The sequence below is a fragment of the Novosphingobium sp. genome (assembly GCF_040398825.1).
GTDB lineage: Bacteria > Pseudomonadota > Alphaproteobacteria > Sphingomonadales > Sphingomonadaceae > Novosphingobium.
Genome location: NZ_JBBATI010000050.1, coordinates 1 through 22,892, shown reverse-complemented (window position 1 = coordinate 22,892; position 22,892 = coordinate 1). Strand labels below are relative to the sequence as shown.

Below are 22,892 nucleotides of genomic sequence, written 5' to 3'. Positions count from 1 at the left end.
CCAAACGAACGCGCGACCTCCTCGGAGCCCAACGCAATGTGTGAATCTGCTAGCCTTCAGGGGAGGGGCCGGGGGTGGGGGCCCTCAACAGAACCCGGCGTTTGGGGATGGCCCCCACCCCAACCCCTCCCCTGAAGGGGAGGGGCTTATGGGTTTTCATCAGGCATAAGGGGGAACGGACGATGATCGACGACACCGATTTCACCGGGCGGCGCGTGCTGGTGGTGGGCGGATCAAGCGGGATTGGCAACGGCATTGCGCAGGCGTTTCGCGCGCGCAATGCCGATGTGACGGTGTGGGGCACGCGCGCGGCGGTGAGCGATTATGATCCCGCCGAGGGCAGCGACCTGACCGGGTTGGACTACGCCTGTGTCGATGTGTCTGATCCCGACCGGATCGCCGCGGCGCCGTCTGCGGGCGGGTTGGACGTGTTGGTCCTGTGCCAGGGCACCGTGCTTTACAAACGCGGCGAATTCGGGCGCGCCGGGTGGGACCAGGTGATGGCAGTCAATCTGGACAGCGTGATGCATTGCGCAATGCGGTTCCGCGATGATCTCGCCGCCAGCAAAGGCACAATCATCGTGGTCAGCAGCATTTCCGGGCTGAAGGCCAACATCGGCAACCCCGCCTATGCCGCATCAAAGGCCGGCGCGATCAGCCTGACCAAATCGCTGGGCCAGGCCTTTGCGGCAGAGGGCATCCGTGTCAACGGCCTGGCCCCCGGCCTGGTCGATACCAAACTGACCCGCGTCACCACGCAGCACGCCGATCGGCTGGCCGGCGCACTTGCCCGCATTCCACAGGGCCGCATGGGCACCCCCGCCGATCTCGCCGGCGCGGCGATTTTCCTCGCTTCGCCGCTGGCGGCCTATGTCACCGGGCACACGCTGGTGGTGGACGGCGGGTTGTCGTTGTAGGGATTGGTGGCTTTGGCTCGGTAGCTGACGCCGCAATATTCTCCCCGAAACGGGGAGAATGTGTGACCACTGGCGCTGCACCGCCAATTGCGCCAAAGTGCCCGGCATGTCCGACCCCGCCGTTCGTATCGACCGCAATTTTGCCGCGCGGGTGGATTGGAATCTGTTGCGCACGTTTGTGGAAATCGTGCGTGCGGGCGGGATTGGCGCGGCGGCGCGCAAATTGAACCGGCAGCAGCCCACCATCAGCGTCGCGCTGAAACGGCTGGAGGACCATATCGGCACGCAACTGTTGCGGCGGTCGGCCACCGGCGTGGAACTGACCGTGGCGGGGCGCGCGCTGCTGCTGATCTGCGATGATATGTTTGAAGCCGCGCGGATGGTGCCGCACCAGGTGGCGCAGGCGATGAAGCAGGTCGAAGGGCTGGTGCGCATCCAGATGATATCATCGATCGTGTCGCCCGAATTTGATGAAGCGATCGCCACCTTTCGCCGCCGGCACCCCGCGATCCAGATCGAACTGCGCGTATCGCCGTGGCGGCAGGTGCTGGAATCGCTGGAGCGCGGCGAAGTGGAAATCGGCGTGGGGTTCGACAGCAGCGTGCGCGCCGGGTTGAATTACGAACCGTTGTTTGTGGAAGTGCAGCAACTGTACTGCGACCGCAACCATCCGCTGTATGGCCGGCGGATCACGCGGTTGAGCGATCTGCGCGATCAGGGCTTTGTGCTGACCGGCGATGACGAACTCGATACCATCACCCGCCTGCGCCAGCGCTATGGGCTGGGCACGCTGATCAACGGTCTGGCCGAGGATGTGCATGAGGCCAAGCGGTTGATCAGCCTGGGGGTGGGCATCGGCTTTCTGCCAGTGCTGGCGGCGGGGGATCTGGTGCTGCGCGACCGGTTGTGGGCGCTGCTGCCAGCGGACGTCGAACCGTCGTACGACATTTACCTGCTGTCGCGGCAAACCGCGGTGCGCGATACCCCGACGCAATTGTTCCTGGATGAAATCCTGCGCCGGTTGCGCGCACGGCCGCATGGCGGCTGACAGCGCAAGGCATAGACATTGTCTATGCCCTGCATCACAAAACAGGCTCTAGCGTGATGGCCTGCGCTTGGGCACCTCCTCTTTCCAGCGCCAAGAAGGAATCCGTGCCGTGATCCGTCCCTCCATCTCGCTTCGTTTGCTTGGGTTGGCCAGCCTCATGGCGCTGGCGGCGTGCGGCCAGTCTGCGAAGACCACCAGCGCCGATGGCATCGCGGCAGAGGCGCCGAAGAAAGAATTCACCATCGGCTGGTCGATCTATGCCGGATGGATGCCGTGGCCCTATGCGCAAGAGGCCGGGATCGTGAAGAAATGGGCCGACAAATACGGCATCGCGATCAAGATGGTGCAGGTCAACGATTACGTCGAATCGGTCAACCAATACACCGCCGGAAAGCTGGACGGAGTGGTGGCGACATCGATGGATACGCTGACCATTCCTGCCGCCGGGGGCAAAGATACTTCGGTGGTGATCGTGGGCGATTATTCCGACGGCAACGATGGCGTGGTGCTGAAAAACGCGAACAGCATCGCCGATATCAAGGGCCGATCGGTCAACCTGGTCGAACTGTCGGTGTCGCAATACCTGCTGGCGCGCGGGCTGGAATCCGCCGGTATGAAGCTGTCGGATATTAAAACCGTGAACACCGGCGATGCCGATATCGTCGGCGCGTTTGCATCACCCACGGTCAACGCGGTGGTGACGTGGAACCCGCAATTGTCCGAGGTAAAAAAGGCCCAGGGCGCCAAACTGGTGTTCGACAGCCACCAGATCCCCAACGAAATCCTGGATGTGCTGGCGGTCAGCAGTGCCACGCTGAAGGCCAATCCCGCACTGGGCAAGGCACTGGCGGGGATCTGGTATGACACGATGGCGGTGATGAAGCGCAACGATGCCGCCGGTGCCGCCGCGCGCGCACAAATGGCGCACGATGCCGGCACCACGCCCGAAGGGTACGACAGCCAGCTGAAAACCACGCATTTGTATTATACCGCCGCCGATGCGGTAAAACTGGCGACCAGCCCTGAACTGATGACGGTTACCGACCGTGTGCGCCAGTTTTCGTTCGCCAAAGGCCTGTTTGGCCCGGCGGCAACCTCGGTCGATGCGATCGGCATCCTGTTTCCCGGCGGCAAGACGCTGGGCGATGCCAACAACGTGAAACTGCGCTTTGATCCTGCGTTCATGCAGATGGCCGCCGACGGCAAGCTGTGACCGGCTTAGCAGGAGCGCGCGCGCGATGACCCGCCTGATCAATCTGCGGCCCGGCCGGCGTGGGCGGATCATGGCCGGGGCGATCCCGCTGTTGCTGCTGGCGCTGACCTATGCCGTGGCGGCGGCGCTGCGCCATGCCGACAATCCGGCCGACAAAGTGCTGCCGACGGTGTTCGCCATGGGCGCGGCGTTGTGGCGGATGGCGACACAGATTGACCCGGTGTCGGGGCACATCACGCTGCTGGCCGATACCGTGGCCAGCCTGACGCGGATGGGTGCGGGGCTGTTGCTGGCGACGCTGACCGCGCTTACGCTCGGCCTGTTGCTGGGCGTGCTGCCGATCGCGCGGGCGGTGCTGGGCCCGGTGATCACGGTGATCGCGGTGATCCCGCCGATCGCGGTGCTGCCGATCCTGTTCATCGCGCTGGGGCTGGGCGAAGCGGCGAAAATCGCGCTGATCGCGATCGGTATCGCGCCCTATATGACGCGCGATCTGGCCGCGCATGTTGCCGGGCTGCCGGCCGAACAGTTTATCAAGGCGCAGACGCTGGGCGCCAATTCGTGGGTGGTGGCGATCCGCGTGGCGCTGCCGCAGATGATGCCGCGGCTGATTGAAACCCTGCGCTTTTCGATGGGCCCGGCCTGGGTGTTTTTGATCGCGGCAGAGGCGATCGCGTCCGACGTGGGCCTGGGTTATCGCATCTTTCTGGTGCGGCGTTATCTCGCGATGGATATCATCCTGCCCTATGTGGCGTGGATTTCGCTGTTGGCGATCCTGGCCGATACGCTGCTGCAATGGGTGGCGCGGGCCGGCTTTCCCTGGGCGGGCAATGCCGGGCACGGGGGTGCGCGATGACCGACGCGCCGCCGCTGCTGGAATTCCGCAATGTCTGGGTCGAATATGGCGACAAGGTCGTGCTGGAACGCGTCAACCTGGCGATTCCGGCGCGCGCGTTCATTTCGGTGGTCGGTCCATCGGGCGCGGGCAAGAGCACATTCCTGCGGCTGATCCTGGGGCAGGAGGCCCCCACCCGCGGCACCATCACCTTTGATGGCGCGGCCATGCCGGCCGAATGCGGGCCCGATCGCGGCGTGGTGTTTCAGCGCTATTCGGTGTTTCCGCATCTGACCGTGATCGGCAACGTGCTGTTCGGGCTGGAATGTGCGGCCGCGCCAGTGCTGGGCCGGCTGTTCGGTGCGCAGCGCCGTGCCGCACTGGAAGAGGCGACGGCGATGCTGGATGCGGTGGGGCTGAGCGCGGCGCGCGACCAGTATCCGGCGCAATTGTCGGGCGGAATGCAGCAACGGCTGGCGCTGGCGCAGGCGCTGGTAAAACACCCGCGCGTGCTGCTGCTGGATGAACCGTTCGGCGCGCTCGATCCCGGCATCCGCGCCGATATGCACGATCTGGTCGGCGGGTTGTGGCGTGACCATGGCCTGACCGTGGTGATGGTCACCCACGATATTGGCGAAGCGTTCAAGCTGGGCACGCGCGTGCTGGCGTTCGACAAACGGCGCCACGATCCGCACGCGCCGCACCGCTATGGCGCCACCGCGACCTATGACGTGCCCTTGCTGCGCAAGACCGCGCCGCCGGCAGCCGGCCCTGATATTTCCCCCGAAAGTGCCTGAATGTTGCCCAGCAATCCGCCTTTTGCCAAAGTCCTGATCGCCAATCGCGGCGCCATCGCCTGCCGCATCATTCGCACACTGCGCGCCATGGGCATCGGATCGGTAGCGGTGTTCAGCGATGCCGACGCCGGGTCGCGCCATGTGGCCGAAGCGGATGAGGCGGTGCGGATCGGCCCGGCACCCGCCACCGAAAGTTATCTGGATGTTGCGGCGATTCTGGCGGCGGCGCAGGCCAGCGGCGCCGATGCGATCCACCCCGGTTATGGCTTTCTGTCGGAAAACACCGATTTTGCGGCGGCCTGTGCTGCGGCCGGGATCGTGTTCATCGGGCCGACGGCGGACAATATCCGCGCCTTCGGGCTGAAACACACCGCGCGTGATCTGGCCCAGGCGCATGGCGTGCCACTGGCGCCCGGCACCGGGCTGCTGACCGACGCGGCCGAGGCGGCGCGCGAAGCGGCCCGGATCGGTTATCCGGTGATCCTGAAGGCGACCGCCGGCGGCGGCGGCATTGGCATGAAGGTGTGCGCCGACGACAGCGAACTGGCCGATGCCTTTGCCATGGTCGCGCGGCTGGGTGCGGGCAATTTCGGCAACAATGGAGTCTTCCTGGAACGCTATGTCGCGCGCGCACGGCATATCGAGGTGCAGGTGTTTGGCGACGGCGCGGGCAACGTGGTGGCGCTGGGCGAACGCGATTGTTCGCTGCAACGCCGCAACCAGAAAGTGGTGGAGGAAACCCCCGCGCCGCATCTGCCCCCTGCCACCCGCGCGGCGCTGATCGATGCGGCGGTGCGATTGACCGCAGGCGCGAACTATCGCTCTGCGGGTACGGTCGAATTTCTGTACGATGCCGAACGTGACGATTTCTTTTTCCTGGAGGTCAACACCCGGCTGCAGGTCGAACACGGGGTGACCGAACAGGTGACCGGGGTCGACCTGGTCGAATGGATGGTGCGCGGCGCCGCTGGCGATTTTGCCTTTCTCGACGGCTTTGTCGCGGCGCCCGCAGGCCATTCGATTCAGGTGCGATTGTATGCGGAGGACCCGGGGCAGGACTTTCAGCCAAGCTCTGGCCGGTTGATCGAGGTTGCGTTTCCAGCCGAAGACCGCGCCGCGTTGCGCGTGGATGGCTGGGTGGAAAGCGGCAGCGTGGTGCCTGCATGGTATGATCCGATGCTGGCCAAGCTGATCGTGACTGCCGACACGCGTGAAGCGGCAATCATCGCGCTGCAATCGGCGCTGGATGCGACGCGTCTGGCGGGCATCGAAACCAATCTGCGCTGGCTGCGCGCCGTGGTGCGCAGCGCGGCCTTTGTCAGCGGGCAGGTCTCGACGCGCGCCCTGGGCGAATTCCACTGGGCGCCGACCGCGATCCGCGTGCTGGCGGCGGGTGCGGCGACCACGGTGCAGGACTATCCCGGGCGCATCGGGCTGTGGGATGTTGGCGTGCCGCCCTCTGGCCCGATGGATGCGTTGTCGTTCCGGCTGGGCAACCGGCTGCTGGGCAATGATGATCATGCGGCGGGGCTGGAAATTACCGCCGCCGGGCCGTCGCTGCTGTTTCAGGGCGCAACGCGGATCTGCCTGACCGGGGCAGAGTGCGGCGCTACGCTGGACAATGCGCCCGTGCCGCGCTGGACCCCGGTCGAGGTTGTTGCGGGGCAAGTGTTGCGGGTTGGCCGGGTGCAGGGCGGCGGGATGCGCGCGTGCCTGGCGCTGGCCGGCGGGATCGACGCGCCGGTCTATCTGGGCAGCCGCAGCGCGTTCACGCTGGGCGAATTTGGCGGGCATGCGGGCCGCGCGGTGATGACCGGCGATACGCTGCATCTGCTGGATGCTCCCGCGCAGCCAACGGCGGCGCTGGCGCCCGCGCTGGTGCCCGAAATCGGCAATGATTGGCATATGCGCGTGCTTTACGGCCCGCACGGCGCGCCCGATTTCTTTACCGATTCTGATGTGGCGATGATCTGCGCCACGCCCTGGCGTGTGCATTACAATTCCAACCGCACCGGGGTGCGGCTGATCGGGCCGAAACCCGAATGGGCGCGGCGTGACGGGGGGGAGGCGGGGCTGCACCCGTCGAACATCCACGACAATGCCTATGCCATCGGTGCGGTCGATTTTACCGGCGACATGCCGATCATTCTGGGGCCGGACGGGCCATCGTTGGGCGGGTTTGTCTGCCCGTTCGTAGTGATCCAGGCCGATCTGTGGAAGGCGGGGCAACTGGCGCCCGGTGACACCGTGCATTTCGTGCCGGTGTCAGAGGCAGAGGCGCGCCACGCCGAACTGGCGCAGGATGCGCTGGTGCAAACGCTGGCCGCCCCGCCGCCGTTCGCCGGCGACGCCCCCCCCCCGGCATCGCCAATCCTGCATGCCATCCCGGCGCAGGGCGTGCGCCCGGCGGCGACCTATCGGCGGCAGGGTGACCGGCACCTGCTGGTCGAATATGGCCCGATCGTGCTCGATCTGGAACTGCGGCTGCGCGTGCATGCGCTGATGCTGGAACTCGACCGGCTGGCGCTGCCCGGGGTGATCGACGTGACGCCAGGCGTGCGGTCGGTGCAGATCCATTATGATGCGCGTCTGCTGTCGCAGGCCACGCTGATCGACGCGCTGGTGGCGGCAGAAGAACGGCTGGGCGGGCTGGACGATTTCGCGATTCCGTCCCGCATGGTGCATCTGCCGCTGTCGTGGGCCGATCCGGCGATTTACCAGACAATCGACAAATATATGGCCGCGGTGCGCGACGATGCGCCGTGGTGCCCCGACAACATCGAATTCATCCGCCGGGTGAATGGCCTGGACAGCGTCGATGCTGTGCAGCGGATCGTGTTCGATGCCGATTACCTCGTGCTGGGGCTGGGCGATGTCTATCTGGGTGCGCCGGTCGCCACGCCGGTCGATCCGCGCCACCGGCTGGTGACCACCAAATACAATCCCGCGCGCACGTGGACCCCGCCCAACGTGGTCGGTATCGGCGGGGCATACATGTGCATTTATGGCATGGAGGGGCCGGGCGGATACCAGCTGTTTGGCCGCACCATTCAGGTGTGGAACACCTACGAGGGTTCGGGCCGCCAGAACGCGGCGTTTCGCGATGGCAAGCCATGGCTGTTGCGGTTTTTCGACCGGATCAAATTCTTTCCGGTGTCGCATGACGAACTGACCGACTGGCGGCGCGATTTCCCGCTGGGCCGCCGCGCGATCCGCATCGACGAGGGCGAATTCCGGCTGGCCGATTACCGCGCGTTTCGTGCCGCCAATGCCGAAACCATCATGGCGTTTGAAACAACCCGGCAGGCCGCGTTCGATGCCGAGCGCGCACGCTGGCAGGACAGCGGCGAATTTGACCGGGTGGCCGCGCTGGCCGACGCCGGGGCAGATGTTGGCGATGACGATGCCGCGATCGATCTGCCGGCGGGGTCAGACCTGGTCGAGGCGCCGTTCGGTGGCAGCGTGTGGAAATTGCTGGCTGCAGAGGGCAGCACGGTCGGGGTGGGCGACCCGATCGCGGTGATCGAGGCGATGAAAATGGAATGTCCGGTGCCCAGCCCCGCCGCCGGGGTGGTGCGCCGGGTCTATGTGGCAGAGGGCCAGCTGATTCAGCCCGGCGCGGCGCTGCTGGCGATCGAACCGGCATGACCGCGGTGACACACCCCACCGCCGCCGCGATTGCCGCCGCGGTCAACGCGCGCTCCACCAGCGCAGAGGCCGTGGCGCGCGACACGCTGGCGCGGATTGCCGCCTATGCCTTGGTGCAGCCGGCGGTGTGGATTCATCGCCTGCCCGACGAAGCGGTGCTGGCCATGGCCGGTGCTGTGGATGCGCGCGTGGCGGCGGGTGAGACACTGCCGCTGGCCGGGGTGCCGTTCGCGATCAAGGACAATATCGATCTGGCGGGCGCGCCCACCACCGCCGGCTGCCCCGATTTTTCCTATGACCCGGACCGGTCATCGACCGTGGTGGCGCGACTGATCGCGGCGGGCGCGGTGCCGGTGGGCAAGACCAACCTGGACCAGTTTGCCACCGGGCTGAATGGCACACGCAGCCCGCATGGCGCGCCCGCCTGCGTGTTCAACCGCGCCTATGTCAGCGGCGGGTCCAGCTCCGGATCGGCAGTGGCGGTGGCGGCGGGGCTGGTGCCGATCGCGCTGGGCACCGATACGGCGGGATCGGGCCGGGTGCCGGCGGCATTCAACGGGCTGATCGGGTTCAAGCCGACCAAGGGCCGGTGGAGCACGGCGGGGCTGGTGCCCGCCTGCCGATCGATCGATTGCATCACGGTGTTTGCGCATGATGCTGCCGATGCCGCGCTGGTCGATGTGGTGGTGGCGGGGCATGATCCGGCTGATGCGTGGTCACGCGCGCTGGCCGATGTGCCGCTGGCGCTGCAACGCGTGGGGGTGCCGCTGCCGCACCAGCGGCAATTTCTGGGGGATATGGCGGCAGAGCGGTTGTACGCGCAGGGGCTCGACCGGCTGGTGGCCACGGGTGTGGAACTGATCGAAATCGACCTGACCCCGCTGAGCGAAGCCGCACGGCTGCTGTATGACGGGCCGTGGGTGGCCGAGCGTACCGCCGCGATGGGCGCGTTTTTGCACAGCCATCCCGACAGCATCGACCCTGTGGTGCGCACGATTGTCGAAGGCGGGCTGGGCCGCAGTGCGGTCGAAGTGTTTCAGGGCGTGTATCGCCTGGCCGAACTGAAACAGGTGGCCGATGCGATGTGGGGCGAAATCGATGCGCTGTGCCTGCCCACCGCGCCGACGATTTATCGAATTGCCGAAATGCGTGCCGCGCCGATCGCGCTCAACAGCAACCTGGGGCTCTATACCAATTTCGTGAACCTGCTCGATATGGCGGCGATTGCGGTGCCGGCGGGCTGGCGGCGCAATGGCACCGGGTTTGGCGTGACGCTGATCGGCCCGGCCTGGACCGACCGCGCGCTGATTGCCGCCGCCGCGCAATGGTTGACTGATGATCCCTATCCCGCACCTTCGCCTGATCTGGAGCCTGCAAAAATGGAAACAGTCCACCTTGCCGTCGTCGGCGCCCATCTGGAAGGCATGCCGCTGCACTGGCAGCTGACATCACGCAATGCCACGCTGGTGGCGACCACCACCACCGCGCCCACCTATCGCCTATACGCCATGGCCGACAGCGTGCCGCCAAAACCCGCACTGGTTCACGATGCGACCGGCGCGAGCATTGCGGTTGAAGTGTACCAGCTGGATATGGCATCATTCGGCAGCTTTGTGGCCGAAGTTCCGCCGCCGCTGGCAATCGGCACGGTCACGCTGGCCGACGGCAGCATGGTAAAGGGGTTTGTCGCTGAACCGCGCGCGCTGACCGGCGCAGCGGACATTACCGATCTCGGCGGGTGGCGGGCCTATATCGCGTCACGCGGATAAGGCGGACGGCGGTATCATTGAAGCCTTCAGTTGTTTTCATTCGTCATTCCCGACGGGATCGGGAATCCAGCAAACATTGAATGCGATAGCATTCCTGCCGCTAGGCAGATTGCCTTCCGGCAAAGACGCTGCCGCGTCTGATGTATTGCTGGATTCCCGATCCCGTCGGGAATGACGAGTCGTTTGAACTGACGACTGGTATCAGTCCCGATTTTCTCCACCGGGACCTTTCCGGCCGGGCTTTGAAACGTCGCTTCTGATCCAGCGCCCCAGCTTGATCAGGCCCATACCCACGGCAAAGGGTATCCCGCCGACAAACAGTAGCAGCCCCAGCCCGACCAGCAGTGCCATCATCGCATTGGCCAGCTTGACGGTTTGCACGATCAGGCCCAGCCCGGCGACGACGTAAATGGCCGAACACAGCCCGCTCGCCCCGGCGATCAGAATGCCCGCTGCCAGCAGCAGCCCGCCCAGCAACTGTCTCATGCCTTTGCTCCTGGAGTTGCGCGGTGCTTCATTTGCGCCTGGTGTTGGAATTTTGCGATGCCGGTCACGCTTCCTCGCGCGCACGGCGCATGACGTGGCGTCCGGCCAGCACCAGGGCGATCCCACCCACAAACGGCGTACCGCCGAATATCGCGACCACAATCGCCCAGAATACCATTTCGCTGCTGGCAACCGATGACAGGACCGTGGCGGAGCACAGCCCGCTGGCTCCCACCATCAGGATGCCGATGGCGATCATCACGCCGCCGAGCAGTCCCTTCACGACCGACCTCCCGCCAGCGCCCGGTGCCGGGCAACCACCCGCGCGCCTTCTGCCCCGGCGCGGTAGAACGTGTTGTAGGTATCAAACGGATAGATTCCGCCCTCTGGCGTGACGAAATGGACGCAGCTGCGTTTCACCGTGGCGAGGTCGAAATTGTAGCGATCGAGAAACTGCATGATCACCACGCGGAACGAATTGGCATAGCTCAGCTCTGCCGGCACCATCGCCTGCGGCAGGCAGCACAACAGCCCGGCCAGTTTTTCTTCGGTATTCACCTGCGCCGTCGACAGCGACAGCAGATCGAAAATGCGCGCGCGCAGGTCGGGAAAGGCCTCGTAAACGACCGTGGCCGGCCCTTGCAGGATCACCTCACGCGGGATCAACCGCGTGATCGGGGTCACGTCCCTGCCGCTGCGCAGGCCATAGCCGATCGATATCTGGTCGGGGTTGCAGGGCAGCGGGATCATGTCATCGGTTTCAAACACCCCCGATTTGCCGACTTCGCGACGGATCTGGGTCAACAGCACGCGGTGTTCGTTGGGGTCGAACCCGTCATTGCGGCCGGCATCCTGCACCGGCTGAAACGTGACCCCGCGCACACATGTCCATTCCAGCGCATGGCGCACGATATCGGCCACTTCGTGGTCGTTGATCCCGCGCTTGATCACCGCCACCAGCGTGGTCGACAGGTCCGCCAGTTCCAGCGCCGTCAACGCGGCGCGGCGGATGCGCGACAGTCGCGCGCCGCGCAAATCCATCAGCGCATCATCGTTGAGCGAATCGAATTGCAGATACACTTCCAGCGCGGGCTTGTACGTGGCCAGCCGCGCCACAAACGCCGGGTCCTGCGCAATGCGCACGCCGTTGGTGTTGATCATCACGTGGCGGATCGGGCGGCGTTTCACCGCGTCGAGAATGGCAAAGAAATCGGGGTGCAGCGTCGGTTCCCCACCCGACAGTTGCACCAGATCGGGTTCGCCCTCACTGGCGACCAGCACGTCGAGCATGCGTTCGATCTCTGCCAGCGGGCGATGGCTGCCGTGCACATTGGCGGCATCGGCAAAGCATACCGGGCAGGCGAGGTCGCAGGCCTGGTTGATCTCCAGGATCGCCAGGCAGCTGTGCTGTTCATGGTCGGGGCACAGCCCGCAATCGAACGGGCACCCGGCCTCGGTCCGGGTCTGTGCGGTCAGCGGCCGGTCGCCGGGTTTCAGCCACAGTTTTTGCGCGCGCCAATATTCCAGATCGTCGCTGATCAGCGTTTTCATCACGCCGTGCCGGCGACAGCGTTTCAGGTAATAGACCCGTTCATCCTCCACGATCACTTTGGCTGGCACCGGTTCCAGACAGGTTTCGCACAAGCTGGTCGTCTGGCTGTGAAACAGATACGCCGCCGGCTTGCGTTCCGCGATCGGCGCTTCGCCACCATGCAATCCCATACAGTATGAATCCCAAACAAAGCCCGTGAAACAGATTGAACGGCCCGATCAGTTTTGGATAGGGCTTAAGGAATTCCAGGCCGAAACGTTGCGCCCCGTACCAGATGACAAAGGCATAAAACACGCGCGTGGTGGCCCAGTCAGCAGCACGCCGACGCGCCGCGACCGTCACCGCCAGGAACAGCGCCATGGCCAGCGATTCATAGATTTCCACGGGGTGCCGCGACACCCCGTCGCCCAGATCGACCCCCCACGGCAGCCGCGTCGCCACGCCATAAGTCTGGTCGGCCAGCCCGGCAAACAAACAGCCCCAGCGCCCGACCATGATCCCGGCGGCCAGTGGCAGCGCAAATGCACCGCCGGTGGAAACGCGCACGCCATGCCGCCATTTCCACAGCTCAACGCCGGCAATCGCCCCGGCGATCGCCCCGGCGATGCTGTGCGATGGCGCCAGCCCGGCCGGCACGGTATTGAGCGATCCGGCCAGCCACGCCCCCACCACTCCGCCCAGTGCCAGCACCACAAAATAGGATGGACCGGTGATCCGCGCCATGCGCTGCGCCTGTCCCGGCCAGCGGCGGTATTGCCACCAGGCCACCAGGCTGGACGTTACCCAGCCACCGGCATCGCCAATCATGTGCGCCCAGGGCGCGGTCGGAACCACGATCATCGCCACCAACCCTGACGGCGCGCTGGTACAAAGTCCAGCCCGGCGCAATGCCGGCCGCATTGGCAGGGACCGACGTCAGGCAAATATTTATCTCTTTAGGTAGTGCGCTTTAAACCATCGGGAAATGTACGCATCGCCATGCGCAGGCTTTGTTCGCTGGCCTGCGCCCATGGTCATGTCCTTGATGGTTTGACCCGGGGGACGCAAATGGCGATCGACAATACCGGCAGAGTGATGAAGGCGGCGGCGGCCTGGCAGGTCGCGCTGGTCATCGCGGTGCTGGTCGTTGCGCTGTTTGCGCCGCGCCCGGGCGGCGCGGTGCTGCTGATCCGGATTGCCGGGCATGGCGCGGCGCTGCGCGATGCGATCGGCCGCGATATTGCACCACCACTGGCCGTGCTGCGCGCCGGGGCCATTCCCGGCAGCCTGCTGGTGCGCGCCGATGGGCCAGTGCCGGTGCTGGTACTGCTGCGCCATGGCGTGCTGCCGCTGGCCGCGCCTTTTGCCGCATGCCAGGTGCCCGCGCCGGGCCAGACAATTTCACGATGAAAGGGCATCATGCCATGGACGAACTGGCCGCACTGCGAATGCAAGGGGTGCGCATCGTCACCGGGGTGGCGTGGCTGGCCAGCCTGGTGGTGGTCGCGGGGGCGGCGTTTGCCGGCAGCGGGTTTGTTCCGCCCTTGCTGGCGCTGGCGCTGGTGGTCTATCCAACGCTGGCGCTGATGCGCGGGGCTGCCGACGGGCTGACGCGCACGGTGCTGGGGGCAACGCTGCCGCTGTATTGCGCCGTGCTGCTGCTGCAGTGGAGCGGCGCAGCGTGGCAGATCGACCTGCACATGACCTTTTTCGCAGCGATCGCGGTGCTGGTGGTGCTGGCCGACTGGCGCCCGGTGCTGGCCGGGGCAGCGGTCACCGCGGTGCATCATCTGGCGCTCAATCTGCTGGCGCCGGCGCTGGTGTTTGGCGATGCTGGCAATCTTGGCCGGGTGGTACTGCATGCCGTGGTGGTGGTGGTCGAAACCGGCGCGCTGGTGATGATCGCCCTGCAACTGGAAACCCTGTTGCTGGCCCGCGCAGAGGCGCAGGCCGCGGCCGCACGGATCGAACAGACCGCCGCGCGCGAACGCGAAGAACGCGCACGTGAACGGGAAACCGCGCTGACCGCCATTGGCGAAGGTTTGCGACGGCTGGCGGCGGGTGATTTGCGCGGGCAGATTGCGGTTCCCCTGCCGGCAACGTTTGAACCGTTGCGGGTTGATTTCAACGAGGCGCTGGACAAACTGGCAGCGCTGATCGGCCAGGTGGTGCATGCGTCAGGCCAGATCCGCACCGGCACCGGCGAAATTCGCATCGCGTCAGAGGATCTGGCGCAACGCACCGAAACCCAGGCCAGCATGGTTGCGACGGCGATGCACACCATTGGCGATCTGGTCGATCTGGCCAGCGGCACGCTGACCCGCGCCCAGGCCGCCAGCACCGCCATGCAGCGCAGTGGTGAACGCGTGCGCGCCGGCCACCAGGTGGTCGCCAGCGCCACCGCGACGATGGAAAAAATTCAGCATTCGTCGGGCGAGATCGGCCAGATTGTCAGCCTGATCGACGGGATCGCGTTTCAGACCAATCTGCTGGCGCTCAATGCCGGGGTAGAGGCGGCGCGGGCGGGCGAATCCGGGCGCGGGTTTGCGGTGGTCGCCAACGAAGTGCGCGCGCTGGCGCAGCGCAGCGCCGACGCCGCGCGCGATATCCGCACGCTGATTTCCACCTCTACCGCGCTGGTGGGCGAAGGTGTCGATCTGGTCGCCCAGACCGGCGTGGTGCTGCGCGATGTGGTGGATGACGTGGCCGCGTTTACCGACAATGTGGCCGAGATCACCCGTGCGGTGGGCGATACCGCGCAAAATCTGGCCGGCGTGCGCGATACCTTTGGCGCGCTCGATCAAACCACCCAGCGCAATGCCGCGATGGTCGAACAAAGCCACGCTGCACTGCGATCGCTGGCAAATGAAACCGGGCTGCTGGCCGATGCGGTGGAGCGGTTTTCGACCGACACCAGCGAGCGTGCGCCAAGGCGCCAGGCGGCGTGACGTGATAGCCATAGATAAGATCTATGCCTATCATCAAAAAATGGCGTCTAGCGTGATGGGGTAACGATCGGCAATTTCCATGCTGCACTGCACAGCAGCATTGAGGTCGATAATCATGTCATCACGCCGCGCCGGGCTGTTCACCGCCGTATCAGCGTTGGCGACGCTGTTTCCAATGATGGCCTATGCGCAATCGGCGCCGGCGGCGCCAGCCGCGGAGGCGCCCGCGCCGGATAGCGGCGGCGATGCCATCATCGTTACCGCGCAAAAGCGCAATGAAGATATCCGCACCGTGCCGATCAGCCTGTCGGTGCTGTCGGGCGCCGCGCTGAAAGACCAGAAGATCACCAGTTATGATGATCTTAGCCGCGCAGTACCCGGCGTCGCGTTCAATGCGGTGGCGGGTGAGGAAGGGCGCACCAATATCGTCATCCGCGGGGTCAGTTCCGTATCGGGCGCATCGACCGTCGGGCTCTATCTCGATGATGTGTCGATCACGGTGCCCAACCTCTATCGCGACGGGTCGATCGATGTACGGCTGCCCGATATCGAACGGGTCGAAGTGCTGCGCGGGCCGCAGGGCACGCTGTATGGCGACAGTTCCGAAGGCGGCACGATCCGGTTCATCACCAGTCCGGCCACGGCCGACAAGCTGGGCGCGACGGTCACCGGTGATCTGTCAGGCACACAGCATGGCGGGACCAATTATGCCACCACCGGGACATTCAATCTGCCGCTGGTGCGTGACAAGCTGGCGCTGCACGCCAGTGTCGCCTACCAGAACGACAGCGGCTGGGTGGATCATTACACGCCGGGCGGTACGCTCGACAAAAAGGGTGTGAACAGCGCCGACAGCCTGACCGCGCGGGTCAGCGCGACCTGGACCCCGGACGCGACGCTGACCGTCACCCCGGCGTTCTTTTACCAGCGCGCCAACAATGCCGATAACGCCGCGTTCTATCCCGATCATGGCCTGTGGACGCAGAACAAGCTGGTGGCCGAACCCAGCCAGGACACTGTCATGCTGGGCAGCCTGTCGATCAAAAAGAGCATGGGCTTTGCCGATCTGACCTCGGTCACCGGGCTGTATGACCGCGTCGCCGCGCGGATCGAAGATGGCACCTATTTCAACAGCACCGCGTTTGCGCTGTTCTTCCTCGACACGGTCTATCCCGATCAGGCCGCGCAAAACGACAGCATTATCGCCAATCTGCCGTCGGTGGTGCATTATCGCACGCATTATCGGCAATTCAGCCAGGAACTGCGGCTGTCGTCGAACGACAGCAGTGCCTATGCCGGCTGGCTGAAATGGGTCGCCGGCGCCTATTACGCCACGCAGACCGTGCACAACACCAATTACCAGACGATCGACGGGATCAACACCACGTTCCAATCGCTGTATGGTTTTGCGCTGGATACCTCGGCGGTGCAAAACGCGTTTGGCAACCCGACGTATGGCCAGGAAAATGGCGGCCCGGCCATCCCGCTGTTCCCGAACGACATCGATGAAAGCGACGATCGCACCTATCGCCAGCAGCAGTTCGCGGTGTTTGGCCAGGCCAGCATCGCCTTTGCCAAGGGCTGGAAACTGGATCTGGGCGGGCGTTTTTCCACCGCGCACGAAGATTACGTCTCGGTCGAAACCGGGTTCTACCAGATCGGCAACCTGGGCTATCAGACCGCCGGGCAACCGCCGGCCGCGCCCTATACCCAGGCCGGCACCAGCCACGCGTTTTTGCCAAAGGCGACGCTGTATCACGATCTTTCGGGCAGCAATTCGGTCTATGCCACCGCCGCCAAGGGCTTTCGCCTGCCGGGGCCGACCGGGCCGATTGTCTATGGCCCGACATCGGTGTGCAACGGCGATTTTCAGGCGATCGGCCAGACATCACAGCCGACCCAGTTTCAGTCCGACAGCCTGTGGACCTATGAAGTCGGCACCAAGAACGAATTTATGGGCCGGCGCATCCGCGTCAACGCCGCCGGCTATGTCACCAACTGGAAAAACATTCAGCAGCAGATCTATCTGCCCACCTGCGGCTATTATTTCACCAGCAACATCGGCGATGCGCGGATCTGGGGCGCCGAGGCCGAAGCCGGTTTCAAATTGAACTCCAGCCTGTCGGTCAATGCCTCGGCCAGCGTCAACAACGCCAAAGTGATCCGGTCGAACAACGCCACCACTGTCGCGGTGGGCCAGCACCTGATTGCCGTGCCCGGTTTCACTGCGACCGCCGGGGCCAGTTACCTGCACCCGATCAACGCGTCGGCAGCAGTGGTGGCGCTGGTCAACTATGCCTATACCGGGCACAGCTATGGCAGCTATCTGATGACCGACACCAATTATTACAACCCGGCCTATGGCGTGGTGAATGCCAGCGTGGGCTTGCGCTTTGGACCGCATCAGATCACCTTGTATGCCAAGAACCTGTTCGACAACCAGACGATCATCCAGCGTCCGCAGATCAACACCGTGACCGAAGGGTACACCGTGCACCCGCGCACGATCGGCGTGACGCTGAAACTGGTCAGCTGAATCCCTTTTTAAAACCATACGATTGAGAGGAACCGGTGCGTTGACCACACCCAGCACCACTGCCGATCCGGCCGGTGCGCGTGCCCATGCGCGTGCGATGGCCGGCACCCGGGTTGAAGCGATGCCGACCATCCCCGCCAGTGCCGCGACCGCGCTGCCCGCAGGGGTCACCGCCGATGCGGTGGTGTGGGACGAAACGATTGCCGCCGGGGGCTATGCCGCGCGCGTGCTCAACCGCGGCAGCCGGTTGCGGCTGACCGACCTGCAGGGTGATGCCGCGGTGTCGATGCTGGTGTTCAATGCCGAACGCCCGGTCGAACGGCTGAACGTGGCCGACACGGTAAAGATCCAGTGGAACGCCTATCTGGGCGCTGGGCGGCTGTTGCTGTCGGACATGGGCCGGGTGCTGTTGTCGGTGCTAGAGGATGACGCGCGCGGCCATGATGCGTTTTGCGGGGCGTCGAACCTGGCGTCGAACGCGCGCAAATATGGTGACGGGTTCAACCACGGCGCGCACCCCAATGCGCGCGACCGGTTTGTGATCGCGCTGGCCAAATACGGGATGAACCGCCGCGATATCCACCCCTGCATCAACTGGTTCAAACCGGTCGCGATCGCCGCCGATGGCGCGATCGAACTGGATGTCGGGCCGTTTGCAGCGGGGCAACACGTGACGTTGCGCGCGGAAATGGACGTGATCGTGGTGCTGGCCAATTGCCCGCATGTGCGCGATCCGCGCGGGGCCTATGCCGTGACCCCGGTGCGCGCGACCGCGTGGCGGGGACCCGTTACCCCGATGGATGACCCGATCCGCCTGCACACGCCCGAAGGCCTGCGCGCGTTCGAAAACGTTGAAGACTATTACCAGAGGTAGGCCCGCGATGATCCCCAACACCCCCGTACCCGATCTGCCCGGGCGCATCGTTCACGACGAAGTGGTGGCCGCGCGCGCACCGTGGCACCATCTGGTCAAAAAGGGCGAAACGCTGCGGATTGTCGATCTGGAGGGCAACCAGGCGGTCGATTTTCTGTTGTACGCCGCGGCCGACGATGCCGAACGGTACAGCGCGCAGGATACCATTGCCGCGCAGGGCAATGTCTATCTGAACACCGGCACGCAACTGCTGTCGAACGAAGGGCGGCCGATGATGACCGTGGGCTCCACCTCGGTCGCGCGGCACGATACCATCGGCGGCGCGTGCAGCTGCGAATCCAACACGCTGCGCTATGGCCACCACACCAAGGCGCAACATGCCTGTGTCGACAATTTCCTGCTGGCCAATGCCGACTATGGCCGCACGAAGCGCGATATGGTGTCGAACATCAATTTTTTCATGAACGTCCCGGTTGAGGCCGATGGGTCGCTGGGCATCGTCGATGGCCTGTCGGCGCCCGGCCTGCATGTCGATCTGGTGGCGGAAATGGATGTGGTGGTGGTGGTGTCGAACTGCCCGCAGATCAACAACCCGTGCAACGGTTTCAACCCGACCGCGGTGCGCATGATCGTCGCCGCAGCGGATTAGCAATCGACCGGGGTATTGCGTGCCGCGCGCGCCCTTCTACAGCCCAAGCATGCTCAAACCCGGGTGATCGTCGGGCCGGCGTCCCAGCGGCCAGTGGAATTTGCGCTCGGCCGGGTTGATCGGATGTTCGTTGATGCTGGCCAGCCGCCGTTCCATCAGGCCGTCTGCATCGAATTGCCAGTTTTCGTTGCCATAGGCGCGGAACCACGTGCCGCTGTCGTCGCGGTATTCATAGGCAAAACGCACCGCGATGCGGTTGGCGGCATGCGCCCACACCTCTTTGATCAACCGATAGTCCAGCTCGCGCGCCCACTTGCGCGCCAGGAAAACCTCAATTTCGGCGCGCCCGGTGATGAATTCTGCGCGGTTGCGCCACGCGCTGTCGGACGTATAGGCCAGCGCGACCCGCGCGGGATCGCGGCTGTTCCACGCGTCTTCGGCCAGGCGCGCCTTGTGCGCGGCGGTTTCGTCGGTGAATGGGGGCAAAGGCGGGCGGCTCATCACAGGTGTCCTTTCAATCGGGCGTTTTCGGCTTCGAGTTCGGCAATGCGCGCGTTCAGATGATCGATCGTGGCGGCAACCTCGGCGGCATCGATTTTCTGCGGAATATGCTGCGGGCAGTTCACATCCCAGGCCGTGACGGTGAACAGGATCGCCTGTTCGGGCCGCGCGCGATAGTTTTCGGGCATCAGCCGCGCGATGATCGCGGGATCATCCGACACGCGGGCCTGGCCCCAGATCTTGATGCGGCGTTTGTGTGCATAATCCATCAGGAACAGGAATGCCTGATCGTTGTCGGCCAGGTTGCCGGTCGAGATGTATTGCCGGTTGCCGGTGTAATCCGCAAAGGCCAGCGTGTGGTCATCGATCACGCGGATGAACCCCCGGGGGCCGCCGCGATGCTGCGCATAGGGCTGGCCTGCGGCGTTGGCGGTGGCCAGATAGGCGGTATCGATGCCGGCGACAAACTCTGCCAGGTCCTGGTTGATCACGGTGCGGAAACCGCCGCGCGCCTCTTGCCGGGCATAGGCATCGCGCGAACCGCGCGCGGCCTGCAGCGCCTTGACCGTCGGGGTAAAGGCGATGTCGCTGGAGGGGGTCATGCCGGCAACCCTTGTGCAATCGGGGCGTGGGGGCAACCGTGCTGCACCGGCCGGGCGCCAAACGGGCAAACGGGTGGTGCGGGCGCCGACCGGGGGGCAATCAGCGCCCGCAACAGGGTCAGGCGGCCTGGCGCGCGGTTACCACGGGGAAGTCGATCTCGGTCTGGAACACCGTGTTGGCGTAGTTGGTCCACACGTTGAGCGCGACATGCTGCACGATTTCGATGATCTGCGCATCGGTATAGCCGGCCAGGCGGACTGCCGCGAAATCAGCCTCGGCAATATGGCCACGCTGGCGCGCCACGCTGGCGGCAAACCGCACGGCGGCATCGGCCTTGGGATCGTTAGACGCGCCGCTGCGGTTGGCGGTGATTTCGGCATCATCCAGCCGGCCAAGATTTTTGCCCAGAAACGCATGCGCCGACAGGCAGTAATCGCAACCGTTCACCTCGGCAACGGCCAGCGCGATGCGTTCGCGGGTCGCGGCGGGCAGGGCGCCTTTGCCCAGCGCACCCGACATCGCCAGATAGCCTTCAAGCGCAGCCGGGCTGACGCCGATCAGGCGGAACATGTTGGGCGCGCTGCCGATCTGTTTGACGACGGCGTCGAGCAATGGCTGCGATTTTTCGGGGGCGTCGGCAATGGTTGCGGGGGTGGCGATACGGGACATGGGGGGAAACCTTTCGGGCTGAACACGCCGTGATTGGCCTGCGGGTTTGATTTAGGCGCTTCCCGTGACATGCATTATCCGGTAATATCAAAAGCTATCCTTCCATGTTTCGGAAGGTGCAATGGAATTTCGGCAGGCACGATGGACCGGTTCGATGCGATGAAAACGCTGATCGCGGCAGTGGATGGCGGCAGCCTGTCTGCGGCGTCGCGAAAACTGGGCATGCCGCTGGCCACCGTCAGCCGCAAAGTGTCTGAGCTGGAGGCACATCTGCACGCGCAGCTGGTGGTGCGCACCAGCCGCAAGCTGCTGCTGACCGAAGCGGGCGAAGGCTATGTCCTGGCGTGCCGCCGGATATTGGAGGATATCGACGATGCCGAACGGACGGCCGCGGGTGAATACCGGGTCCCGCGCGGGCATCTGACGATCACCGCGCCGGTGATGTTTGGCAAACTGCATGTCGAACCGGTGGTGCTGGCGTTTCTGAAGGCCTATCCCGAAATTCAGGTGCGCATGGTGCTGAATGACCATGTCATCACCATCGCCGATCATCAGATCGATGCGGCCATCCGTATCGGCCCATTGCCCGACAGCAGCATGCGCGCGCTGCAACTGGGCGCAATCCGCTGGGTGGTCTGTGGCAGCCCCGATTATCTGGGCGAACATGGCGTGCCGCAAACTCCGCACGATCTGGCACAGCATGATTGCGTCATGTTCGAAGGGCTGCATTCCACCGACATGTGGTCAAACGCGGCCTGGTCGTTCGGGGCGGACGCGGCTGCGCTGTCAATACCGATCGCGCCACGCCTGCGGGTCAACACGGCAGAGGCGGCCCGTGCCGCTGCGGTCGCCGGGACCGGACTTGTGCGATTGCTGTCCTATCAGGTTGCCGATGCCGTGGCGGCGGGCGCCCTGCGCCTGATCCTGACCGCATGGGAACCGCCCGCGATCCCGGTGCAGCTGGTGCACCCGGGCCAGGCGATTCTGCCGTTGAAACTGCGGGCATTTCTGGACTTTGCCGCGCCACGGCTGCGCGCTGCACTGCGACCGGGGCCGGGGGTGTGAATCCGCGCCAGGCGCGACCTGGTATCACCGTCCCCGGGTGCAGGATCGGCCACATTGGCAGCAAACCCGCTTGGCAAGCTCTGCTGCGGCGTGCCAACAGGGTGTGATGATCAAAGGCCAACGCTATCGTCCGCCCCGCCCCGGCGGGCCACCCTGGACCCTGATCGCGCTGATCCTGATCGCGCTGGCCGTGGCGCTGGTGGTGGCATGGGTGCTGTTTCATCAGCCGGCCAGCGTGGCGCCGCTCTCCGCCGCCCAATTGCCCGCAGGGACGCTGCCCGATCGCCGGCTGACCCCAGGCGCGATCGATACGGGGGTCGGCGATGGCGATATCTGCGCGCATGACTGGGCACCGGGTGATCCGCCCGTGCGCGGCGGCGATCTGACCTATTCAAAGGCGGCGCGGCACACCTCCACCCATCTGAAAGATGCCGTGTTTGAAGAATATGGCATCGAAAACCCGCACGATAACGGCCATTCGTGGGAAGTGGACCACCTCGTGCCGCTGTCGCTGGGGGGCCGTGATGTGCAGGAAAACCTTTGGCCCGAAAGCCGCAGCGGCGACGGGATGAACGCCTGGGCCAAGGACCGGCTGGAATTCCGGTTGTACCGGCTGGTGTGTGACCCGCCGCCCGGCGCCCCCCCCGTGCCGCTGGCCACCGCGCAAACCGCGCTGCAAACCGACTGGGTGGCCGCGTATCAACGCTATTGCGCCGAAGAGACCGATTGCCCGGCGTTCGGCGGGCAATAATACCAAAGTTCACTGACGTGAACTCATACCGCCCGCCCCGCCTCCCCACCCG

General features: G+C 64.9%; 21 protein-coding genes. 14 read left to right on the top strand and 7 right to left on the bottom strand.

Annotated features, from left to right (window positions below; genetic code table 11):
• Window positions 1-182 precede the first annotated feature (182 nt).
• The 7 genes from ABWP89_RS17385 to atzF all read left to right on the top strand — a co-directional run bounded on the left by ABWP89_RS17385 (window position 183) and on the right by atzF (window position 10,227).
• Entirely contained in the window at window positions 183-917 is a 735-nt protein-coding gene (locus ABWP89_RS17385; protein WP_353230905.1) for an SDR family NAD(P)-dependent oxidoreductase, read from the top strand.
• Between the two features lie 106 nt (window positions 918-1,023).
• Complete coding sequence (locus ABWP89_RS17380) at window positions 1,024-1,965, top strand: LysR family transcriptional regulator (RefSeq protein ID WP_353230904.1); 942 nt, start codon at window positions 1,024-1,026, stop codon at window positions 1,963-1,965.
• 157 nt (window positions 1,966-2,122) lie between these two features.
• Window positions 2,123-3,178 (top strand): putative urea ABC transporter substrate-binding protein, encoded by a 1,056-nt coding sequence (locus ABWP89_RS17375; RefSeq protein WP_353230908.1) that lies wholly within the window; start codon window positions 2,123-2,125, stop codon window positions 3,176-3,178.
• 25 nt (window positions 3,179-3,203) lie between these two features.
• Entirely contained in the window at window positions 3,204-4,034 is an 831-nt protein-coding gene (locus tag ABWP89_RS17370; protein WP_353230903.1) for an ABC transporter permease, read from the top strand.
• The gene (locus tag ABWP89_RS17365) at window positions 4,031-4,810 is read left to right on the top strand and encodes an ABC transporter ATP-binding protein (RefSeq protein WP_353230902.1); all 780 of its coding nucleotides are present in this window, start codon (window positions 4,031-4,033) and stop codon (window positions 4,808-4,810) included. The genes ABWP89_RS17370 and ABWP89_RS17365 overlap by 4 nt, the downstream gene beginning before the upstream one ends.
• Entirely contained in the window at window positions 4,811-8,458 is a 3,648-nt protein-coding gene (uca, locus tag ABWP89_RS17360) for an urea carboxylase (protein WP_353230901.1), read from the top strand.
• A complete protein-coding gene (atzF, locus tag ABWP89_RS17355) occupies window positions 8,455-10,227 on the top strand; it encodes an allophanate hydrolase (protein ID WP_353230900.1) in 1,773 nt (590 codons plus the stop codon). Before uca ends, atzF begins: the two co-directional genes overlap by 4 nt.
• A 201-nt stretch (window positions 10,228-10,428) precedes the next feature.
• Here the strand turns inward: atzF and ABWP89_RS17350 are convergent, their stop codons facing one another.
• From ABWP89_RS17350 to ABWP89_RS17335, 4 genes are all read right to left on the bottom strand, one after another.
• A complete protein-coding gene (locus tag ABWP89_RS17350) occupies window positions 10,429-10,713 on the bottom strand; it encodes a hypothetical protein (protein ID WP_353230899.1) in 285 nt (94 codons plus the stop codon).
• A 64-nt stretch (window positions 10,714-10,777) separates the two neighbouring features.
• Window positions 10,778-10,996: a hypothetical protein gene (locus ABWP89_RS17345; RefSeq protein WP_353230898.1), complete on the bottom strand. Its 219-nt coding sequence runs from the start codon at window positions 10,994-10,996 to the stop codon at window positions 10,778-10,780.
• Window positions 10,993-12,357: a radical SAM protein gene (locus ABWP89_RS17340; protein ID WP_353230907.1), complete on the bottom strand. Its 1,365-nt coding sequence runs from the start codon at window positions 12,355-12,357 to the stop codon at window positions 10,993-10,995. Before ABWP89_RS17340 ends, ABWP89_RS17345 begins: the two co-directional genes overlap by 4 nt.
• A complete protein-coding gene (locus ABWP89_RS17335) occupies window positions 12,305-13,105 on the bottom strand; it encodes a prolipoprotein diacylglyceryl transferase family protein (RefSeq protein WP_353230897.1) in 801 nt (266 codons plus the stop codon). The genes ABWP89_RS17340 and ABWP89_RS17335 overlap by 53 nt, the downstream gene beginning before the upstream one ends.
• A gap of 207 nt (window positions 13,106-13,312) precedes the next feature.
• On the opposite strand from ABWP89_RS17335, the gene ABWP89_RS17330 reads away from it, so the two are divergent.
• The 5 genes from ABWP89_RS17330 to ABWP89_RS17310 all read left to right on the top strand — a co-directional run bounded on the left by ABWP89_RS17330 (window position 13,313) and on the right by ABWP89_RS17310 (window position 19,251).
• A complete protein-coding gene (locus ABWP89_RS17330; RefSeq protein WP_353230896.1) occupies window positions 13,313-13,654 on the top strand; it encodes a hypothetical protein in 342 nt (113 codons plus the stop codon).
• Between the two features lie 14 nt (window positions 13,655-13,668).
• Window positions 13,669-15,192 (top strand): methyl-accepting chemotaxis protein, encoded by a 1,524-nt coding sequence (locus ABWP89_RS17325; protein WP_353230895.1) that lies wholly within the window; start codon window positions 13,669-13,671, stop codon window positions 15,190-15,192.
• A 115-nt stretch (window positions 15,193-15,307) separates the two neighbouring features.
• Window positions 15,308-17,728, top strand: coding sequence for a TonB-dependent receptor (locus tag ABWP89_RS17320; RefSeq protein ID WP_353230894.1), 2,421 nt, complete (start codon window positions 15,308-15,310; stop codon window positions 17,726-17,728).
• Window positions 17,729-17,825: 97 nt separating this feature from the next.
• A complete protein-coding gene (locus tag ABWP89_RS17315) occupies window positions 17,826-18,602 on the top strand; it encodes an urea amidolyase associated protein UAAP1 (protein WP_353230906.1) in 777 nt (258 codons plus the stop codon).
• A gap of 7 nt (window positions 18,603-18,609) precedes the next feature.
• Window positions 18,610-19,251 (top strand): urea amidolyase associated protein UAAP2, encoded by a 642-nt coding sequence (locus tag ABWP89_RS17310; RefSeq protein WP_353230893.1) that lies wholly within the window; start codon window positions 18,610-18,612, stop codon window positions 19,249-19,251.
• 36 nt (window positions 19,252-19,287) lie between these two features.
• Here ABWP89_RS17310 and ABWP89_RS17305 read toward each other — a convergent pair whose 3' ends face one another.
• The 3 genes from ABWP89_RS17305 to ABWP89_RS17295 form a co-directional block, all read right to left on the bottom strand.
• Window positions 19,288-19,752: a nuclear transport factor 2 family protein gene (locus ABWP89_RS17305; RefSeq protein ID WP_353230892.1), complete on the bottom strand. Its 465-nt coding sequence runs from the start codon at window positions 19,750-19,752 to the stop codon at window positions 19,288-19,290.
• Window positions 19,752-20,354: a pyridoxamine 5'-phosphate oxidase family protein gene (locus ABWP89_RS17300; RefSeq protein WP_353230891.1), complete on the bottom strand. Its 603-nt coding sequence runs from the start codon at window positions 20,352-20,354 to the stop codon at window positions 19,752-19,754. Before ABWP89_RS17300 ends, ABWP89_RS17305 begins: the two co-directional genes overlap by 1 nt.
• A gap of 118 nt (window positions 20,355-20,472) precedes the next feature.
• Window positions 20,473-21,024, bottom strand: a complete 552-nt coding sequence (locus ABWP89_RS17295) for a carboxymuconolactone decarboxylase family protein (protein ID WP_353230890.1) — start codon at window positions 21,022-21,024, stop codon at window positions 20,473-20,475.
• A gap of 141 nt (window positions 21,025-21,165) precedes the next feature.
• Here ABWP89_RS17295 and ABWP89_RS17290 point away from each other — a divergent pair, with 141 nt between their 5' ends.
• Both ABWP89_RS17290 and ABWP89_RS17285 read left to right on the top strand, forming a co-directional pair.
• A complete protein-coding gene (locus ABWP89_RS17290; RefSeq protein ID WP_353230889.1) occupies window positions 21,166-22,089 on the top strand; it encodes a LysR family transcriptional regulator in 924 nt (307 codons plus the stop codon).
• A 106-nt stretch (window positions 22,090-22,195) separates the two neighbouring features.
• Window positions 22,196-22,840 (top strand): HNH endonuclease, encoded by a 645-nt coding sequence (locus ABWP89_RS17285; RefSeq protein ID WP_353230888.1) that lies wholly within the window; start codon window positions 22,196-22,198, stop codon window positions 22,838-22,840.
• Window positions 22,841-22,892: the final 52 nt, after the last annotated feature.